Consider the following 18896-nt stretch of genomic DNA (forward strand, 5'->3'; position numbering starts at 1 on the left):
TTAATTAATGAAAAATCACTATAAAGCATTGACATACGATATAGTTTAATGTAAATTGTTAACAATCAACAATAAAAGAAAAGGAGATAAGATATGTTGGAAGTTGCGGATCGCATTCGGAAACTGCGAGAGCTTATGAAAGAAGCAGAAATTGATTTCTACATTGTTCCTACTGCTGATTTTCATCAAAGTGAGTATGTAGGTGAGTATTTCAAAGCTAGGAAGTTTATGACAGGATTTACAGGCTCTGCTGGAACGATAGTTGTTTCTCGTGAAGAGGTAGGACTTTGGGTGGATGGCAGATATTTTATTCAAGCTGCTAACCAAATCAAGGGAGCGCCGATAACACTTTTTAAAATGGGAGAACCTGGAGTACCTACAATTAATGAATATCTGGAGACTAAGCTTAAAGAAGGCGAAAAATTAGGCTTTGATGGCCGAGTAGTATCTATGAGTGAAGGCCTTGAATATGAAAAAATAGTTCAAAACAAGAAAGGCCATATTGTAAGTGGCCAAGATTTGGTGGATAAAGTATGGGAAAATCGCCCACCAATCAGTGAAGAAGTAGCATTTGCGTTAGATGAGAAATACACTGGTGAATCTGTTTCGTCTAAGCTAAAACGTATTCGTAAGAAAATGTCAGAGAACAAGGCAGATGCTCATATTTTAAACACAATAGATGATATTTGTTGGACATTAAATATTAGAGGAAACGATATTGAATTTTTCCCGCTTGTACTATCATATGGAATTATTTATATGGGACATATGGATTTGTATATTGATGAAAAGAAGCTAGATTCACGAATGAAAGAGAAGTTAAAAAAAGAAAACATTTTCTTGCACCCTTATAACTCTTTTTATGAAGCTGTAAAAAATATTGCGGAAGGCAAAAGTGTAATGCTTGACCCTGCAAAAATTAATTACGCGACTTTCAATAATATTCCTAGAGGGGTTGAGAAAGTTGAAGAAAACAATCCTGAAATATTATTTAAGTCTATGAAAAATGAGGTAGAAGTTGAAAATATCAGGCAAGCACAGATCAAGGATAGCGTATGCTATGTTAAATTCATGAAATGGCTTAAGGAAAATTATGAAAAGGGTGATATTACTGAATTAAGTGCCTCTGCGAAGCTGGATGAATTAAGAAATGAGCAAAAGAACTATATTAGGCCAAGTTTTGCACCTATATGCGCGTATGGTCCCCATAGTGCAAGTCCACATTATGAATCAAGCCCAAAAACAGATGTAGTATTAGAAGCGGGTAATTTTTTCTTGGCAGATACAGGAGCGGGATTTTTAGAAGGCTCAACGGATATTACAAGAACTTATGCTTTGGGAGAGGTAAGCCAGGATAAAAAGGAAGACTTCACTTTAGTTGCCGTAAGTAACTTGCGTCTTGCTAGTGCTAAATTTTTATATGGCTCAACGGGAATGGTTTTAGATATCTTAGCTCGAAAGCCGTTTTGGGATCGTAACATTAATTTTAACCATGGTACAGGACATGGTGTGGGATACCTTCTTGGAATACACGAGGGGCCATCGGGTTTTAGATGGAATTTTAGAAGTCATGAATCTCATCAATTAGAAGCGGGAATGGTAATAACAAATGAGCCGGGAATCTATTATGAAGGTTCTCATGGAGTGCGCTTGGAAAATGAATTACTTGTATGTAATGGGGAAAAGAATGAATATGGCCAATTCATGTATCTAGAGCCAATTACATACATACCCTTTGATATAGAAGCAATAGAACCAAAAATAATGACACAAGAAGATAAAACACTACTAAATGATTATCACAAATTGGTATTTGAAAAAATATCACCATTTTTAGATGAAGAAGAGAAGGTATGGCTTGAGAAATTTACAAGAGAAGTCGAGTAGGAGGGAATTAAAATGAAGACTAAAGAAAGAAAATACCCGTTGGGATTTTGGATGTGTGCGGGCACAGAAATATTCGAGAGGCTTGCATATTATTTAGGAAGATCTCTAATATTGATTTTTGTAACAACTGCGGTAGTAAATGGTGGATTAGGGTTAAGCGATTCGGTTGGGGCTAAATTACAAGCGAACTTGACAGCGTTTGCATATTTAGGGCCGGTACTAGGAGGAGTAATTGTAGATAGATTTATCGGGGCAAGATATACTACTCCTATAGGTATGGTGCTGGTCGGAATAGGCTATTACATGGGAGCGTTAGCCAAAGGTCCTGGTATGATATATGCTATGATTGTATGCGTAAGTTTAGGCCTTGGTTTATTTAGGACTGCGCCTCTTATCGGAAGAATCATTGGAGACAACAGCAAAATGGATTCAGCTTTTTCTATACGCTACACTTTAGTTAATGTTGGGGCGTTCATTGGAACCTTCTTAGTTGGGATCCTTTATAAAGATGTATTTGCGAAAGATGGTGTTTTAGGGTTTGCTCCATGCTTTAAGTTAGCTGCACTTGCCATGTTTGTGGGAGCGGTTTGGTTTATGATTGCTACAAGGTTTATGGGAGACGTAGGTAAAAAACCGTTTAAAATGGAAAAGACGGAAGAAGAGCTAGAAGAAGAAGCAAAACAAAAGGCATTAGATAAAGAATTAAAGAAAATGCCAATGACTACAATTGAGAAAAAACGTATTGGAGCAATTGTATTGGTGTCGGCATTTTCAATCGTTTTCTGGATATTCTGGTATTTAGCATATCTTCCAGTATATTATCACTGGGCAGAAAATATGAATTGGGTAGTAGCGGGATACGAAGTTCCGGCTACATGGTTTGATGCGGCGAATTCAATATTCTGTGTAATACTTGGGCCGATTACGGCAAAACTGTGGACAGTTTTAGCTGCAAGGCCACAAGGGGATATGAGCTTATTTAGAAAAACTGGATTAGGAATAGGGATACTTGGGCTTGGGTACGTATTCTTTGCAGTGATTGAAATAACTCGAGGAAATGGAAAACCAAGCGTTTTATTACTAATAATATTCGCATTCTTATTAACACTAGGAGAAATGTTCTTCTCACCACTTGGACATTCATTCATTAGTAAGTATTCGCCTAGCCGTTATTTAGGAGTCATGATATCTGTATGGGGAATCGCCACATTTATCGCTGGAAAAAGCTATGGCAATGTTTATGAGTTTGCTTTCGGAGGCAATTTTAAATTTTCATCAGCCTGCATTGTAATTGCTATAGTGGCATTTGTTTCAGCTCTAATACTGTTTGCTTTAGATAAAAGATTATCTGGATTAGTAGAGAAGGAACAATAAGTAGAAAAACAATTATAAAAAGAGGTCCTGGGTACGTGCTTATGAAGTAGATATCCAGGATCTTTAATAAATATAGGCTCTGCCATTTTAGTTTTATGAAAGACAAAGAGTAGTCAAATGATTGCTCTTTTTTAATGCTTTTAAATGGTCGTTTGTGTGAAAATTGGTAAACGTCAAATCATCCGCCTAGTAGTTTTCTGAGTTTTGTGGCATACTTGAAAAAATTCCAAAAACTAACAGTTTTTTCGAGGAGGATTGCGATGGATAAAATTACACATGAAATGCGCCTTATGCACTGGAAAACGATTGTTGAACAGTGTCAAGGTCGCCCGAGAAATCAATCAGCAAAGCAATGGCTTGCAGACCGGGAAATACCTGAGAAGTCTTATTATTACTGGCAACGAAAAGTCCGACAAGAAGTATATGAAAAATTGAATTCACCAACAGCAATACCAGCGGTACAACCCGATGCCAACATTTCCTTTTCAGAGATTCCGTTATCGTTTAGGCAGGAGTCATCTACTTCTTTTCAACCGGCAGCGATTGTGAAGACACAAAAGATAACAGTTGCATTATCTGATTCGATATCAGAGCGACTTCTTAATCAACTTCTACAGGCGGTGCATCATGCTTGAAGATGTAGCCGGTATTCGCCGTGTCGTAATCGCATGTGGTTTTGTTGATTTACGAAAAGGAATCAACGGATTGCTCAGATTGTTGGCGCCCGATATGACCTGAATCCATTCGAAAAGGGCACCTTGTTTTTGTTCTGTGGCAGAAGGTCAGATCGCATGAAGGGGCTACTTTGGATGGGGAATGGTTTTTTGTTACTCTATAAAAGATTCGAAGACGGCTCTCTTTCATGGCCACGTACACAAGAGGAAGCGGTTGAATTAACAGAAGAACAATTCCACCATCTAATGCTTGGGCTAAATCCAGTTAATCCAAAGATTAAGGAAGTCAATCCTTCTAAAATAGCATAAAGTTTTATGCAAAACAGAGAAATTTTCAGGCTCTTTTCCGAGAGAATAGAAACGAAGATTCGCACTGTAAAACGGATTATAGCAGTGCAAATCTCTTTGTTTCATACCACTAAAAAGGGACATTCTCGTACTTTGACACCTCTACATATGGAGCGTTTATTGCAGTCTGTTGAGGTCTTATCTATAGGCACAATGACGAATATTCAGTATCGTGAAATTCGCTGTTTTCTATGTTTTAGAGTATAATAAAAAACAGGAAAGGGGTGAACATTCATGGGTCAAAAGTACACAGCTGAAGAATTGAATCAGTTCAGTAAACAAGAGCTTGTATTTTTGGTTTCTTCTTTACAAGGGCAAATGGAAACGATGAATGAAAATCTCGAAAAGCTGATTGAGCAGGTGCGGATTGCAAATCAGCAAAGGTTTGGTCGCCATACGGAAAAGTTAGATACTATGGATGGACAGCTCTCCTTTTTAACGAGGCAGAGTATCTCTCGGAGGAAAATGCCGAAGAGCCGGACATTGAGGAAGTATTACAAAAAAAGCCACGTGCGAAGAAACAAAAGGGTAAGAGAGATTTAGATCTTCAGGATTTCCCTGAAGAACTGCAGGAACATGATGTGCCCATGGAAAAGCTGGATGCACTATTCGGCGAAGGCTGTTGGAGAAAAATGACAGTCGAGGAATACAAGCGACTACGTTATGAACCGGCATCATGGACGGTGGAACGACATCGAGTACATGTTTATGTTGGAACCGGCGGAGAACATCAGGATGAATTTCTGCGTGGAACACGTCCGAAAGACCTTCTTCGAAACAGTATTTTAACACCATCACTTGGCGCAGCAATCATGAATGCAAAGTATGTGAATTCCATACCGGTTGCTCGCATTGAAGCGGAGTTTGAACGAAATGATGTCCATCTATCCCGTCAGACTATGTCGGATTGGATTATTAAATGTTCAGAGCGTTACTTTGAACCGTTGTACCAGAGACTACGTGAAAAACTTTTAGAATTCCCTGTAGCCCAGGCAGATGAAACACCGGTAGATGTCATTCGTGATGATCGCAGTGCCGGAACTCCAAGCTACATGTGGGTATTTCGGAGTGGAGAATTCTACAAAGAGACTCCGATTGCCCTGTATAAGTATCAAAAGACTCGTAACAGCGAGCATCCCAAAGAATTCTTCAAGAATTACAAAGGCGTCGTGGTTACAGATGGATTGAGCCAATACCATAAACTCGACAGGGAGCTTGAAGGATTTACAAATGCGAATTGCATGGCTCACGCAAGGCGAGATTATGCAGATGCTGTAAAAGCATTGGGAAAGAGCAATCCGGATGTAGTAAAACGCTCCATTGCTTATCAGGCACTGGCTCGAATCAGTAGCATCTATAAACTGGAGGGAACGCTATCGGACATACCGGCAGAAGAACGGCTGGTAGAAAGACAAGCCACAATCAAACCATTGGTTGAGGAGTATTTCACATGGATAAAAGAGAGATTGTCCGATACGAGCTGTTTACCGAAAGGGAAAACAGCTGCTGGACTTAACTATAGTGTCAATCAGGAAAAGTACCTAAAGGTGTTTTTAGAAAATGGAGACGTACCAATTGATAATTCAGCATCTAAACGAAGCCTTCGAACTTTTTGTGTCGGAAAAAAGAATTGGATTTTTTGTAATTCGATTAAAGGTGCACAAGCAAGTGCAATCGTGTATAGCATCACAGAAACCGCCAAGTTGAATAATCTAAATCCTTATTACTATCTTCAATATTTACTGGAAGAGATACCGAAGCTGATTGCGGAAGACAGAACTATCGATAATTTAAAACTGGATACGCTGCTTCCGTGGTCAAAAGACCTTCCGGAGCAATGCAAAAGTAAACGCCGCTGAGAGGTGGTGCAACTTAGGGATTTGCGAAAACAAGTAAATTTTGAGCGACACCTTCAAGCGGGTGCAAAGAAAAATCCTACATCTTAGGGACATTCCCTCGGATGTAGGATTTTTTGCATTATGCTACTGCGCCGTAGCGTGTGTACACATATTCGTAAATCTGTTGACGATACCCTGAGATAGCCATTTCATCATAGCACTCTGGCAAGTCTGCCCATAACGTGTCACGAATCAGGTTATCAATTTCTGCTTTTGTTTCTTGCTTATCAGTCCAATGGTCAAGTTCTGCGATCTTAGACTTAATATTTTGCAGCAACGTAGCAGCTACTTCTTTTAACTTCTTAATATCGTTTTTGCTCAAGTCATCTCGGAACAGCATATCATAAAGGGATAATTCTTCATCACTTGTAAAGCCTTCACGAGCATAGCGCTGTTCTTCTTGGTTCATCTGATTAGCCAAATCCATTAAATCCATAAAGGTCTTTTCAATATTAGCACGGTCTTGTTCACTATTATAATCTGTAATAATTTGCTGATACCTCTCATAATAATTGATACGGTCTGGATTAGAGAACAACATCATATCCAGCTTTTGCTGAATTACTTCCTCCAGGTCTTTCATCACAAGATTTTTCTTATGTACCTTAGCAAATTCTCTGCGAAGTAAATCAAAATCAATAGCACTAATATCAAATCTGCGCGGTTCTTCACGCACCATCATAGGCGTATGTTGTATTTCTACATAGTCACTTATGATTTTATTAATTTCAATCATAAGGTCAGTGGTATTCGTGTGCTTACGCTTCTTCTGCAATTCAGAGAATATCGCTACTATCGCTTCATATTCTTTTCTTGTAGCGCCGGTTACATCATCACGGTCTGTATATTTCATCAAACGAATTAGTTCTGATGCATATGTACTGAAGGTCTTTTTATCCTCTACAGTTCCGCAGACAACATTGGCAGCTTCTTGCAAATATGATAGTTTCATAAAGTCATAAGCATCAATCAATAGCTGCAGGTCGAAGTCATTATCTGCTAAGAATGATTTAGCCTTCGCTATAGTATCCATAATTCTTGCAATTAGCTCAGCCTTATCAATGGTAGGGTCTGTCTCGCCATTACCACCAACATTGGCTGTATAATCCGCTAGTGCCTTTCTCAAGGCTTTCACGATACCAATATAATCAACAATCAATCCATTGCTCTTACCTTCGCTTACACGGTTTGCACGTGCGATGGTCTGCATTAAGGTGTGTGCTTTTAAAGGCTTATCCAAATACAAACAAGACAAGCACTTTACATCGAAGCCTGTGAGCCACATCGCACAGACAAAGACAACACGAAGAGGATTCTTTGAATCTTTAAATTCTTTATCCAATTCACGCTTTTCCATCTTTGCACGATGATATTTGATATCCAAGTCCCATTTCTTAAAAGTTTGGATTTCATTTTGTTCTTGGCTGATAACCACAGCCATTTCTGTTTCTTCCATCCACTTAAGCTTACGCTCCAATTCAAGAGCTTCTTGCTGCGTAGCATTTTTTATATTTTCTTTTAGATTTTTTATTTCTTCTTTCCAGTATTCCTGTACATAGTTGTACATACGAACACAGGTAACTTTATTCAGACAGACAAACATTGCTTTACCGCTTGTCCATAAATCAGAGTAGTGCTGTACAAAATCGTGAGCTATAGATTTAAGTCTTGGTTCTGCAGTAAGCAAATGGATTTCCTTTGCAAATTCTGCTTCAAGTTTATCTTGTTGATCTACATCCAAATCTGCATTCTCGATAGCATCCAAAATCTTATCAGAGATTTCCGGATTACGCAGGTCGAGGATTTTCTCACCACGGTTTTCATAATAAAGTGGTACAGTCGCACCATCTTCAACAGCACGTTTGAAATCATAAACAGAAACATATCCACCAAAGGTACGGGCAGTAATGTTATCACTGGATAATAACGGTGTTCCAGTAAAACCAATACGAGCAGCGGTAGGCAATAACTTAACCATATTATCGGCAAAGATGCCATATTGGCTACGATGTGCTTCATCAGACATAATTATAATGTCATGATCAGGATAGATTGGTTCTTCGTTGGGTTTATTGAATTTTTGAATTAATGTAAAGATAAAGCTTGGGTTGCCGTGCAGTTTACGCACCAAGTCATCACCACTTGAGGCGATGAACTGAGACGCCTTGATATTCTTTCCAAGCAATCCACAATTTTCAAATGTATCACTAATCTGTGAGTTTAATTCTTCACGGTCCGTTAATATAACGAATGTCGGAGAACCTTCAAACTTTCTGCGTATCTTCTGTGCAAGGAATACCATTGAATAACTCTTACCAGAGCCTTGCGTATGCCAGAACACACCAAGTTTTCCGTCATTCAACTTTCTATCCGCATAGGCTTTCATTGCTTCGTTTACACCAAGGTACTGATGGTTACGAGCAAGTATCTTCGCTGTGTGACCATTAGAGTGGTCAAAGAGAATAAAGTTCTCAAACAAATCCAGGAAATTCTCTTTTTTGCAGATACCACGGAGCATAGTTTCAAGAGCTACACTTCCTTGGTCTTCCTCTACGAGACGCTTCCACTCATGAAAGAACTCATACTTACCGCCCAGCGTGCCAACCTTTGCCTCTGTCCCGTTAGAAAGCATTAGGAATGCATTGTAATAGAACAAATGTGGAATGGTATCTTGATAGTCGGTATAATTATCATCATAGGCATTCTGCACATCCACCGTATTTTTCTTTAGCTCTACAAAGAGCAAAGGAATACCATTTACAAAGCCCACAATATCAGTACGGCGTCTATAGAGATCTCCATGTATCTTTAATTCCTTAATTGCAAGAAAATGGTTGTAGTCCGGATTATGAAAGTCGATAACGGTTGCTTTCTTAGTTTCATTCTGACCGTTCGGCTTTTTTACAGTCACAGGGATACCATCACGGATAAGAAAATACTTCTCCTCATTCACCTGTAGTAAAGAGGACGTAGAAAGTCTGTTCTCAAGAACTTTCTGTGCCTCTAATATCTGAGTGTCGTTTATCCACGGATTCAATTTCTTTAGTGCCGCTTGAAAGTAACGAACAAGTAATATTTCATGATAGCTGGTTCTTCCGAATGAGCCGTTTGCACCTAACACTTCCGTGTTATAGGCAAATTCAACTTCCCAGCCTAATTCATCATGGAGTAGATTTCCTGCACTTTCCTGCACAAGTATATTTTCAGAATAATCATAACTCATTTATCAGCACCTCCTTTAATAACAATCCATCATAGCATCTTCTTGAATCTCAATATCTAATTCTGGCATATCATAAATAAACTCCAGCATTTTAAACACATAGATAATTTGTTCTTCAAGCAATTCTAAATCTATGACTTCATTATCAAATGTTTGGATGTAAAAATGTCCCTGCTTATTTTTTGCAAGAGGGTATCTCGCAAAGGTCATATCATCGGTTTTCTCGTATATGTTATCTATAAACTTTTCAACTACTTTAATTCCTAGAAACATTTGCTCAGTAGTATCACATTTATTCTTTGTTTTATATTCGATAATCAATTTTCTTGCAACACTGCACAGACCTTTTAAATCATGTCCACCTTCCGTAATTCCACGATGTATATTTAGAATAACGGATAGAACCGCATTTATAGCCTTCAGATAGGTCTCAATCCCGTGAACTGTATTAAACATAATCGGGAAAATCCATGAATCTGCTTTTTTGTCCGAATTATCTTCTAGGCATTGATGGATTAAGTTAAATGCCGTTGAGAAAAATGCTTCACCTACGACTACAAATTGTGAACGTGAGTTGTGTCCAAATCCCATGCGCCAATTTAGATATGCAGTTTTCTCAATATCTGAATTATATTGAAAAATAGAATCCAATTGTTTTCCGTATTGAAGAATCTTGGAAGTGTCATAATCTATAAAATTCGTTAACTCTATCATTAAGTCACACCTCCAATTCGCCACTCATGAGTTTAGGTAATAAGCGATCGCGGGCTTGTTGTGCAAACAGCATTCGTTTCTCCAATGTATCTATCTGATTAAAAATAGGTAACATATTGTCATTAAAATCTTTTCTGACTTCTACGCTTGGACAAAGAATAGTTTTATCCTTCAATAATGGAACTGTGATTTGTTGTTGTGCCGCTCCAGTAGCTCTAAAGTTTTGATTTGAGAGATTAAGATAAAGATATAGCACATCCATCACGTCATCTTTAGGTGTAACTGAAATCAATCTCACAATTGGAACAAATGGAGTTCTGTGTAAGAACACAAATCCAACGGTACCTCTTGCAGAAATTGTGACACTTTCTTTTTCAACAACTGCTTTATTAGTGTACCCATAAAGTCCTTTATTAGAAATTCCATTTGAAAAAATGGGGACTTGGCACTCGTCAGTTTTATTTTCAGAACATACCTTTGGCTTATCACCACCAGCTTTAAGTACTGAAACACTGCTTAAGGACGCTGTTTCCCACCCCTCCGGCACACCATCAATAATCTCTGTATCCTCATATCCAGGGAAGTGCAAATCCACAAACCATTCTTTATATAATCTCTGTGCTGCTTCTTCAAGAAGCTTGATTTGCTTTTGGTTATTTTCGATGAGATCGTCGTATGCAGAAAGGATGTTTGCAATCCTATTCTGAGTATCTAAACTAGGACAAGGAAATTGTAAATTCTTTATATGTGATGGGCTTATATTAGCTTGATTTGCCGCACCTCCAGCTTTTGCAGCCAGTTCAATCTTCACTGCATCTTGCGATAGATAATAATACACATAATCTATATCTGCTTCTGCATTTTTCTTTATTGCAACTTTACCTACTCGTTGATTTAGTAATGTTTTTTCAAGGTATTTAACTCTAGCAACTCTTCCGACAACAGAAGCCCATTGATTTATATGAGAACCAGTCATTGCGATTAGTACATCATCATATGATAAGATAAATCTGTTCTGTTTTTCAGCCACCTCTTTTGATACATATGTTAAATCGTCAAGCGAAACCGTGGGTGGTGAAATGTTTTTGATTTTAATTATTGGAACACCATTCACTGCAAAATCTTTGGTTTTAAATGCAAATCCCGAGAGTATATCGATATAATCTCCTAGTATTTTCATTTCATTACTCATAGTCCCATCTCCTTCATATTTTGTGAGATGGCATCCATCAAGTCATTGGATTCTGCTTGTAATGAAAGTAGTTCACGATGGATTTCTGTCATTCGTTCTTCAAAGTTTACGCCATCATCTTCTACAGGTGCAACACCAACATAAGCACCCGGAGTTAATGACCAGCCTTTTTCTTCGATATCTGCAAGGCTTGCAACTTTACACAAACCAAGAACATCTTTATATTCTCCATCATCAAATTTTTCATACAGCCATACCGCTTCTTTTGCAGTGGTTAATTCATCTGTCTTGGCTGCAATTATTTCATCATATTCTGCTTGAATACGTTTTTTGTCTCCACGTCCTGCAGCTTCGAGTTCAGCCTTTGCTCGTTTCTGTAATTCTTTCAGTTCAGACTTGAGCTGTGTATGTGCTTCTTCAAAGGAAGTATCGTGTCCTAAGACACTGTGATATTCATTAAGTAATGCAGTGTATTTTTCTGTTTCCCCACGATATAACCATACAATAGCATTCAGATTTTTCATCTGCCATTCAGACCATTCGTTAAGGGTACGGTCTACTACTGTATAATAATTTCTGGCATCGATAAAGAGAACCTTATCTTTGATTTCTTCGCTTTTCCCTTTATCGAAGAACCATAGCGAACAAGGAAGACTCTTTGTATAGAAAAAGTTATTCCCAACACTTATCATTGCATCCACATGACCTGTTTTAACAAGGCTTTCACGAATGTCCTTATCTTTACCTTGACTGTCTGTAGCAGATGATGCCATAACAAAGCCAGCACGACCATGTTCATTCAGATAGCTGTAAAAATAGGAAATCCATAGATAGTTTCCATTTCCAACTTCTTTCTTGGCATTGACTCCTGGCATACCAAAAGGAAGTCTACCGGCAGCCTGTGTGGACTCTGATTTTACTTTATCTACATTAAAAGGCGGGTTCGCCATAACATAATCACAGTAACCATCCAAATTATGTGCGTCATGGTAGAAAGTATTTGCTTCATCACCAGATTTAATCACTCCGGTAAGCCCGTGAACAGCCATGTTCATCAAACAAAGCTGTGCATTATATTCTACCTTTTCCTGTCCATAAAATGTCATGGCACTATTTGCATTCATGCCTGACTGGTTAACAAAATCGCCAGACTGAATAAACATACCTCCAGAACCGCAAGCTGGATCTAATAGAACTCCACTCTTTGGCTCGATAATATTTACAATCATTTTTACAAGAGATTTTGGTGTAAAGAAAACACCATCATCAGATGCGATATTCTTAGCAAATTTATTTAGGAAGTACTCGTAAATACGACCTACGATATCTCCACCAACTTCATCAATGGCACTGTTGTTAAAGATACGAAGAAGCTCAGACAATATTTCATCTGTAAAATCTGTATAACTATTAGGCAGAACACCTGTGAGCTGTTCGCTCTGGTCTTCAATCAGCTGCATAGCATTATTTACAACTTCACCAAGGCTTGTCATTTCATGTCCATCTTTATTCTTAAGACCAGCTGCTTTGATGTCTTCCGGTAAATTTAACAGATAATCATATTGTGCCTCTTTCGGAAGGAATAAAGCACTCTTTGCTGCAAAGTCACTTGCTTCCACAGGTATCACTCTACCACCACGAGAAGGTCTATTCTTAAGAATCTCTTCTTCAACCTTTTTATATCTGCTGAAGGCATATCTCAAAAAGATAAGTCCTAACACCGGCATACAATACTGGTTGGATGTAAGCTTAGATCCTGCTCTTAACAAATCAGCAGATTCCCACAGTTCTGCTTCTAGTTTTCTAATATTTATCACGATTATTTTCCTCCGTCTTATAGTTTAGCCATGCCTCATGAGCAGTAGAAAAATCAATATCATGCTGGAGGCAGAAATCTTTAATTTTTTTCATTGCATTTAGATTAGGCTTTACTTTTCCGCCTTCCCATCTATTTACAGTTGAAAAAGCCACACCGATTTCTTTTGCAAAATCCTCTTGTGTCATAAGTAAGCATTGCCTTATTTTCTTTATTTCCCCCGGAAAATTCATTGTTTATCTCCTTTGCAAATGCATTTCAGCAATATAGCATTATTATAGCGGGAATTCATGGATTTTTCTACCTAAGCAGTCGATAATGGCTGCTTATTTTTTACTTTATAGGAAAGTCCGTGGACTTTCCTATAAAGTGAAAATGGCACCTTCATATTTGAGAGCACCAAAATCAGATGATAAGTATTTAGAAGATGTAAAAGCCCTCTTCACCAACCTCATCACCAAAAACATCTTCATTTAAGAAGTAGTCCATATCAAGAAGGTCATTATCGCTCATGCTTTTAATGAGATCAGGTGTCATACCTTCGGGTGGATTTTTAGTATATTTATCACGTAGCTTCTTTACAAGTTCTTTTTCGTTGCTCATTTGAATCGCCTCCAATCATTCGCTTATGAATGAAGTTTAGCATAAATAAAGAGGCGGGAAAAGAACATCATGTATGAACAAGTTTTGTAGTCATAACCTTTTCATAATAGTCTTGTAAAGAGAAGCGCTTGTGATTATAGTACAGTTCGACAAAAATCATTGTTTTGCCGCAATTAGGACATTTTAAGGGATCGTAACCGAAAGTAGAGAGAATGGATTCGCGCCACTTATTAAAAGCAAGTAGGAAGAAATGCTTCTCGGTTGGAATGGCACGGAATAGCTTTTTATCCTTTTCTCTATGTCTCGCATAGATACCATAGTAACGTATCATCTTGTATTGTTTTTCAGGGATGTGTCTTATAAGTCGAGAAATGAAGTCGGTTGCAGGAACAGTTTCGTGAACAAGTTTTTCGTTTTCGTGTCGATTGTAATGGAAGGTTACATTATCACCGTCGTAATCGTCGATACGAGAAGTGGCTATAGCGGGCCGTCCAAGATATCGACCGATATATTTAATGACAATATCTGGATTACATTTATTAGACTCAGCATAAACATAAAAGCCGTCTTTGTGTATCAAGTAATTCTTATTGATTTCGGATTTGAATGAAGGTCCAATGTGAGAAAGCATTGCCTTAAGTAAAGCGGTGCGAAAGGATTTTCGCAAAAATTCATAGCTAAAATAATGGACTTTACGCCAGGGAATATTGTTGCCGGTGCCCCCTTCTGAAAGAAGGCAGTGAATATGTGGATTCCACTTTAAATCTCTACCAAATGTATGAAGAACACAAATAAAACCGGGTGTAAATTCTTCTGTTTTATTAAGCTTGCGAAACAACCGAAGAATAACACTTTTAACGGCAAAAAAGAGACAATCAAGAAGCGTGCGATCATCAAGAAAATAATGCCGAAGTTCTTCAGCAATGGTGAATACGAGATGCCGATGGCTGCACTTAATAAGTTTGAAAGACATAGACGTGGTGCGATCAATGGAGTACATATTCCCACAAGAAGGACAGAATCGACTTTTACAGCGAAAAGGGACAAATTTCCATTCGCCACAGTCGCAATGATACATAGCCCCGCCAAAGGAAGGGTCACCACAATTAAGCATCTTCTCGATATTTTCTAGTTCAACCGGACGAGGATGCATAGAGTATTTTATGATTTCGAAATAGTCATTGAAAATACGCTGTAATATATTCATATGACTATTATGAGATAAATTGAAGCAAAAGAAATCCCGGTGCAATGTTTGGCTTGTTTTTTGTAATTGCGTTACTTATTTTATCGTTATTATCACCTTATATATGTAGATACGGTTACCAAGAAATCGTGATGAAAGATCGCTTTTCGCTTCCAAGCTGGAATCATTTATTAGGCTGTGATGAAGTAGGTCGGGATATTCTTTCACGCATTTTATTTGGGGCAAAATACACCTTGAGTATCGGAATATTATCTGTAGCACTTAGTTGTGTTGCAGGGGTGATATTAGGCTCTATTTCGGGTTATTTTGGCGGAGTTGTAGATACACTAATCATGCGTTTTTTAGACGTATTTCAAGCTTTTCCCAACATACTATTAGCAATTGCGATATCAGCAGTATTAGGAACCGGATTTGATAAAGTTATATATGCAATTGGTATTAGCGGAATTCCTAATTTTGCACGAATGATGCGTGCGAATATATTAACGGTGCGTAATGCTGAATTTGTTGAAGCGGCTACGTCAATTAATTGTTCGACATTTAGGATTATTCGTAATCATGTTATTCCGAATGCGATTTCACCATTGATTGTTCAAGTCGCTATGGGTATTGCAAGTTCGGCCTTAGCAGCATCTGGGTTGAGTTTTTTAGGATTTGGTGTACAAGCACCAACGCCGGAGTGGGGTGCGATGTTGGCTTCAGCTCGTGGTTATATGCGCGATTATCCCCACATGGTTATCATTCCGGGGCTATTTATTATGTTGACAGTTTTAAGCTTTAATTTAGTAGGGGATTCTATACGTGACGCATTAGATCCAAAGCTCAGGGATTAGGAGGAAATGGAAATGGTAAAGAAGGAAAGTAAACATAATTTTTTCTCAGTTCGTGACTTACGTGTAGAGTATGCCTCAGGGCAAGAAGTGATTCACGCGGTTAATGGTGTGTCATTTGAACTAGAGTCTGGAACAACGATAGGGCTAGTTGGTGAAACAGGCGCAGGCAAAACGTCTATAGCTCGTGCGATTATGAGAATTTTACCTGACTACGCAACGAAAAGTGTTAGCGGAAAAGTTGACTTTAAAGCGGAAGAGTTATTAGAGTTACCAGAGAGTGAAATGCGACTTTTGCGTGGAAAAAGCATTTCGATGATATTTCAGGATCCAATGACAGCGTTAAATCCAGTGAAAAAGGTAGTAGATCAAATAGCTGAAGGAGTTAGGTTACATCAGAATACAAGTAAGCGGGAGTCGATAGAGATAGCGATTAAAATGTTGGAAATGGTGGGAATTTCTGAGGACCGTGCATATGAGTATCCTCATCAGTTCTCAGGTGGAATGAAGCAAAGAGTGGTAATTGCGATAGCTCTAGCCTGTAATCCCGAAATACTCATAGCAGACGAACCAACGACAGCTCTAGATGTAACTATTCAAGCTCAGGTTTTGGAGCTGATGAAAGAATTAAAAGAGAAACTGGGAACGGCTATGATTCTTATTACCCATGATTTAGGAGTGGTGGCCGAGGTGTGTGATACGGTTGCGGTTGTGTACGCAGGCGAACTAGTGGAATATGGGACAAAGGAAAGAGTTTTTGATAAACCTTCTCATCCGTATACGCAAGGACTTTTTAATGCATTGCCAGACTTATCAAAGAATGTAAAAAGACTTACACCGATTGAAGGCTTGCCGCCCGATCCAAGTAATTTGCCTAAAGGGTGTGCGTTTGCATCTAGATGTCCATTTGTAACTGAAGAGTGCAAAAAGGACAAAATCGATATGATAAAAATAAGTGAGAACCATCAGGTTCGCTGTATTAGGTGTGAGGAGGAATAGAATGCCACTTTTAGAAATCGAACATTTAAAAAAATATTTTTCGACGCCGCGAGGCTTGGTTCATGCAGTTGATGATGTTTCCTTTTCCATTAATAAAGGTGAAACCATGGGCTTAGTGGGAGAGTCAGGATGTGGAAAATCGACTTTAGGCCGCACGATAATACACTTGCAAGAAAGTACAGGCGGGATTATTAAGTTTGAAGATAAAGACGTAACAAATTTAGGAAAAGAAGGACTGAGAAAGCTTCGTGAAGATATGCAAATAATCTTTCAAGATCCGTACTCTTCCTTGAATCCTCGACTTACAATTCATGATACTATCGTGGAACCCTTAATGCTATCTAAGCGATTTGATTCAAAGGGACTTGAGGCAGAAGCAAATAGACTTATGGATTTAGTCGGGATTGAACAACGCTTTAGAATGTCATACCCCCATGAGTTAGATGGAGGGCGAAGACAAAGAGCAGGTATTGCTAGAGCAATTGCATTAAACCCTAAATTTATTGTTTGTGATGAGCCGGTTTCGGCCTTGGATGTGTCTATACAAGCGCAAATATTAAACCTATTAATGGATTTACAAGAGGAATATGGGTTGACATACTTGTTTGTAACTCATGATCTATCGGTTGTACGCCATATTTCAACAAATATTTGTGTAATGTATCTTGGACAGATGGTTGAGACCTGTCCAACAAAGGAATTATTTGATAATCCTTTACACCCATATACAAAGGCTTTGTTGTCGGCTATCCCGACAGTTGATATACGCCATAAGCAGGAAAGAATTATTCTAAAAGGAGAAATCAATTCTCCCATCAATCCCAAACCCGGGTGTAGGTTTGCACTTAGATGTCCGTATGCGGAAGCGCAATGTAATGAACCAGTGGTGTTGCGTGAGATTAGTGAAGGACATTTTTGTTCTTGCTGTAGAATTAATGAAATATAATTATCTTTGATAACGTTATCAAATCTAGATAAAATGTTATCTAAACTGAAAAATCATGAAAATTTGCAAAAAAGTGCGTTGCGTGAAGGGTAGTTTATTTATGCGCTGTAATCGTTAGTTAAAAGTAGTTATAATTATGGGATACTGAATGACTAAAACATGATTTTGAGACGCAGCCTTAGAAAGTATATATTTCTAATATAGGTTATGAGAGGGGTAGTGTTTTTCGGAAAACGTAGGCAAGACGTGCACGCAACTACTGCAAAAAACCTTATTTCAACTATAATTTTTGTCGATATTACATATAGGGAGTCCCATATGAATGGAACCTTGACAATTATATAAATCATTCATCAAGTACGTTCCTGTAATTATTGCTTTAAGCATAAGCCATTTAGCGCTACGCCATGACAGAGTTTGTGTTTTGACGTATTAGCATGACAGACGGTAGAACTTTTGAGCGATACATAGTTTGCTATTAATCCGAATGACTTTCGGGCGGCGATGACAGATTACGGGTATAATGATACTTCCGTTCAGGTAAGGTAGGGCAGTGCATAACTTAACTTACCCAGACGGCTTCCGGAGGTCCCGGGAGAGACGTTAGTCTATGAGGCGGGTTCGTCGTCTGTCGCTTGATGAATCCAGTTTGCTAGGGGCGAGGCAAATAAGCAAAGAGTTTGATATACACGATAAAAGTAAAACGTAATGCATGAATAGTCATATTTGATTTAGGAGAAGAAAGAGATCATTGAAAACTGATGGTCTCTTTTTTGTGAAAACATTTAGGGGGGAGAAATGAAAAAGAACATCGGAGTACGAATTAAGCATTATCGAATGACTAAAAAAGTATCACAAGAGCAATTAGCAGAATTAACGGATTTATCAGTTTCATTTATTTCCAAAGTAGAAACGAATCGTGTATCAATAGGCTTAAATGCAATCATCAAAATTGCGAATGCATTAGAAGTCCCTATAGGGGATTTGCTTGAGCAAAAAAGTGTTGAAGAGAGTGAACATAATATTTCAAAAATCGCAGCAACTCAAGAAGTCTTAAATAAAATTGTTAAAAAGCTTTCTAGGTGTGAGAAAACGATGCTACATATTATTGAAGATGTCATTGAGGCGATGATTACATCCATTAATAATCACAGAGACGAACAATGGTAAATTGAAATTTTTGTT

17 protein-coding genes and 1 pseudogene are annotated in these 18896 nt (G+C 38.2%); 11 read left to right on the forward strand and 7 right to left on the reverse strand.

Annotated elements, in window-relative coordinates; all coding sequences use genetic code 11:
* The first annotated feature begins 96 nt into the window (after positions 1–96).
* From NHH15_RS01120 to tnpC, 6 genes are all read left to right on the forward strand, one after another.
* A complete protein-coding gene (locus tag NHH15_RS01120; protein ID WP_262064850.1) occupies positions 97–1887 on the forward strand; it encodes an aminopeptidase P family N-terminal domain-containing protein in 1791 nt (596 codons plus the stop codon).
* A 12-nt stretch (positions 1888–1899) separates the two neighbouring features.
* Positions 1900–3261: a peptide MFS transporter gene (locus tag NHH15_RS01125; protein WP_262064796.1), complete on the forward strand. Its 1362-nt coding sequence runs from the start codon at positions 1900–1902 to the stop codon at positions 3259–3261.
* A gap of 260 nt (positions 3262–3521) precedes the next feature.
* Positions 3522–3896, forward strand: a complete 375-nt coding sequence (locus NHH15_RS01130) for an IS66 family insertion sequence element accessory protein TnpB (RefSeq protein WP_262064797.1) — start codon at positions 3522–3524, stop codon at positions 3894–3896.
* Between the two features lie 69 nt (positions 3897–3965).
* The gene (tnpB, locus tag NHH15_RS01135; RefSeq protein WP_262064851.1) at positions 3966–4244 is read left to right on the forward strand and encodes an IS66 family insertion sequence element accessory protein TnpB; all 279 of its coding nucleotides are present in this window, start codon (positions 3966–3968) and stop codon (positions 4242–4244) included.
* A gap of 273 nt (positions 4245–4517) precedes the next feature.
* Positions 4518–4826: a hypothetical protein gene (locus NHH15_RS01140; RefSeq protein WP_262064798.1), complete on the forward strand. Its 309-nt coding sequence runs from the start codon at positions 4518–4520 to the stop codon at positions 4824–4826.
* A gap of 38 nt (positions 4827–4864) precedes the next feature.
* Positions 4865–6142 carry an IS66 family transposase gene (gene tnpC / locus NHH15_RS01145; RefSeq protein ID WP_262064799.1) on the forward strand — a complete coding sequence of 426 codons (1278 nt, stop codon included), beginning with the start codon at positions 4865–4867 and terminating at the stop codon, positions 6140–6142.
* Positions 6143–6260: 118 nt separating this feature from the next.
* Here the strand turns inward: tnpC and NHH15_RS01150 are convergent, their stop codons facing one another.
* From NHH15_RS01150 to NHH15_RS01180, 7 genes are all read right to left on the reverse strand, one after another.
* Positions 6261–9404 carry a type I restriction endonuclease subunit R gene (locus NHH15_RS01150; protein WP_262064800.1) on the reverse strand — a complete coding sequence of 1048 codons (3144 nt, stop codon included), beginning with the start codon at positions 9402–9404 and terminating at the stop codon, positions 6261–6263.
* 15 nt (positions 9405–9419) lie between these two features.
* Complete coding sequence (locus NHH15_RS01155) at positions 9420–10118, reverse strand: hypothetical protein (RefSeq protein ID WP_262064801.1); 699 nt, start codon at positions 10116–10118, stop codon at positions 9420–9422.
* A 4-nt stretch (positions 10119–10122) separates the two neighbouring features.
* Entirely contained in the window at positions 10123–11310 is a 1188-nt protein-coding gene (locus tag NHH15_RS01160; RefSeq protein ID WP_262064802.1) for a restriction endonuclease subunit S, read from the reverse strand.
* A complete protein-coding gene (locus NHH15_RS01165) occupies positions 11307–13127 on the reverse strand; it encodes a class I SAM-dependent DNA methyltransferase (RefSeq protein WP_262064803.1) in 1821 nt (606 codons plus the stop codon). Before NHH15_RS01165 ends, NHH15_RS01160 begins: the two co-directional genes overlap by 4 nt.
* Positions 13114–13359, reverse strand: a complete 246-nt coding sequence (locus NHH15_RS01170) for a helix-turn-helix domain-containing protein (protein WP_262064804.1) — start codon at positions 13357–13359, stop codon at positions 13114–13116. The genes NHH15_RS01165 and NHH15_RS01170 overlap by 14 nt, the downstream gene beginning before the upstream one ends.
* A 187-nt stretch (positions 13360–13546) precedes the next feature.
* The gene (locus NHH15_RS01175; protein ID WP_262064805.1) at positions 13547–13729 is read right to left on the reverse strand and encodes a hypothetical protein; all 183 of its coding nucleotides are present in this window, start codon (positions 13727–13729) and stop codon (positions 13547–13549) included.
* A gap of 67 nt (positions 13730–13796) precedes the next feature.
* Positions 13797–14936, reverse strand: coding sequence for an IS91 family transposase (locus NHH15_RS01180; RefSeq protein ID WP_262064806.1), 1140 nt, complete (start codon positions 14934–14936; stop codon positions 13797–13799).
* 38 nt (positions 14937–14974) lie between these two features.
* Between NHH15_RS01180 and NHH15_RS01185 the strand changes: the two are divergent.
* From NHH15_RS01185 to NHH15_RS01205, 5 genes and pseudogenes are all read left to right on the forward strand, one after another.
* Positions 14975–15052, forward strand: a pseudogene (locus NHH15_RS01185) (hypothetical protein); the annotation flags it as partial.
* 15 nt (positions 15053–15067) lie between these two features.
* A complete protein-coding gene (locus NHH15_RS01190) occupies positions 15068–15769 on the forward strand; it encodes an ABC transporter permease (protein WP_262064852.1) in 702 nt (233 codons plus the stop codon).
* A 12-nt stretch (positions 15770–15781) separates the two neighbouring features.
* On the forward strand, positions 15782–16765 hold the full coding sequence (locus NHH15_RS01195) for an ABC transporter ATP-binding protein (RefSeq protein ID WP_262064807.1): 984 nt from the start codon (positions 15782–15784) through the stop codon (positions 16763–16765).
* A 1-nt stretch (position 16766) separates the two neighbouring features.
* Positions 16767–17711 (forward strand): ABC transporter ATP-binding protein, encoded by a 945-nt coding sequence (locus NHH15_RS01200; RefSeq protein WP_262064808.1) that lies wholly within the window; start codon positions 16767–16769, stop codon positions 17709–17711.
* A 798-nt stretch (positions 17712–18509) separates the two neighbouring features.
* On the forward strand, positions 18510–18881 hold the full coding sequence (locus NHH15_RS01205) for a helix-turn-helix domain-containing protein (protein WP_262064809.1): 372 nt from the start codon (positions 18510–18512) through the stop codon (positions 18879–18881).
* Positions 18882–18896 lie beyond the last annotated feature (15 nt).

The sequence above is a fragment of the Aequitasia blattaphilus genome (assembly GCF_024721305.1).
Lineage (GTDB): Bacteria > Bacillota > Clostridia > Lachnospirales > Lachnospiraceae > Aequitasia > Aequitasia blattaphila.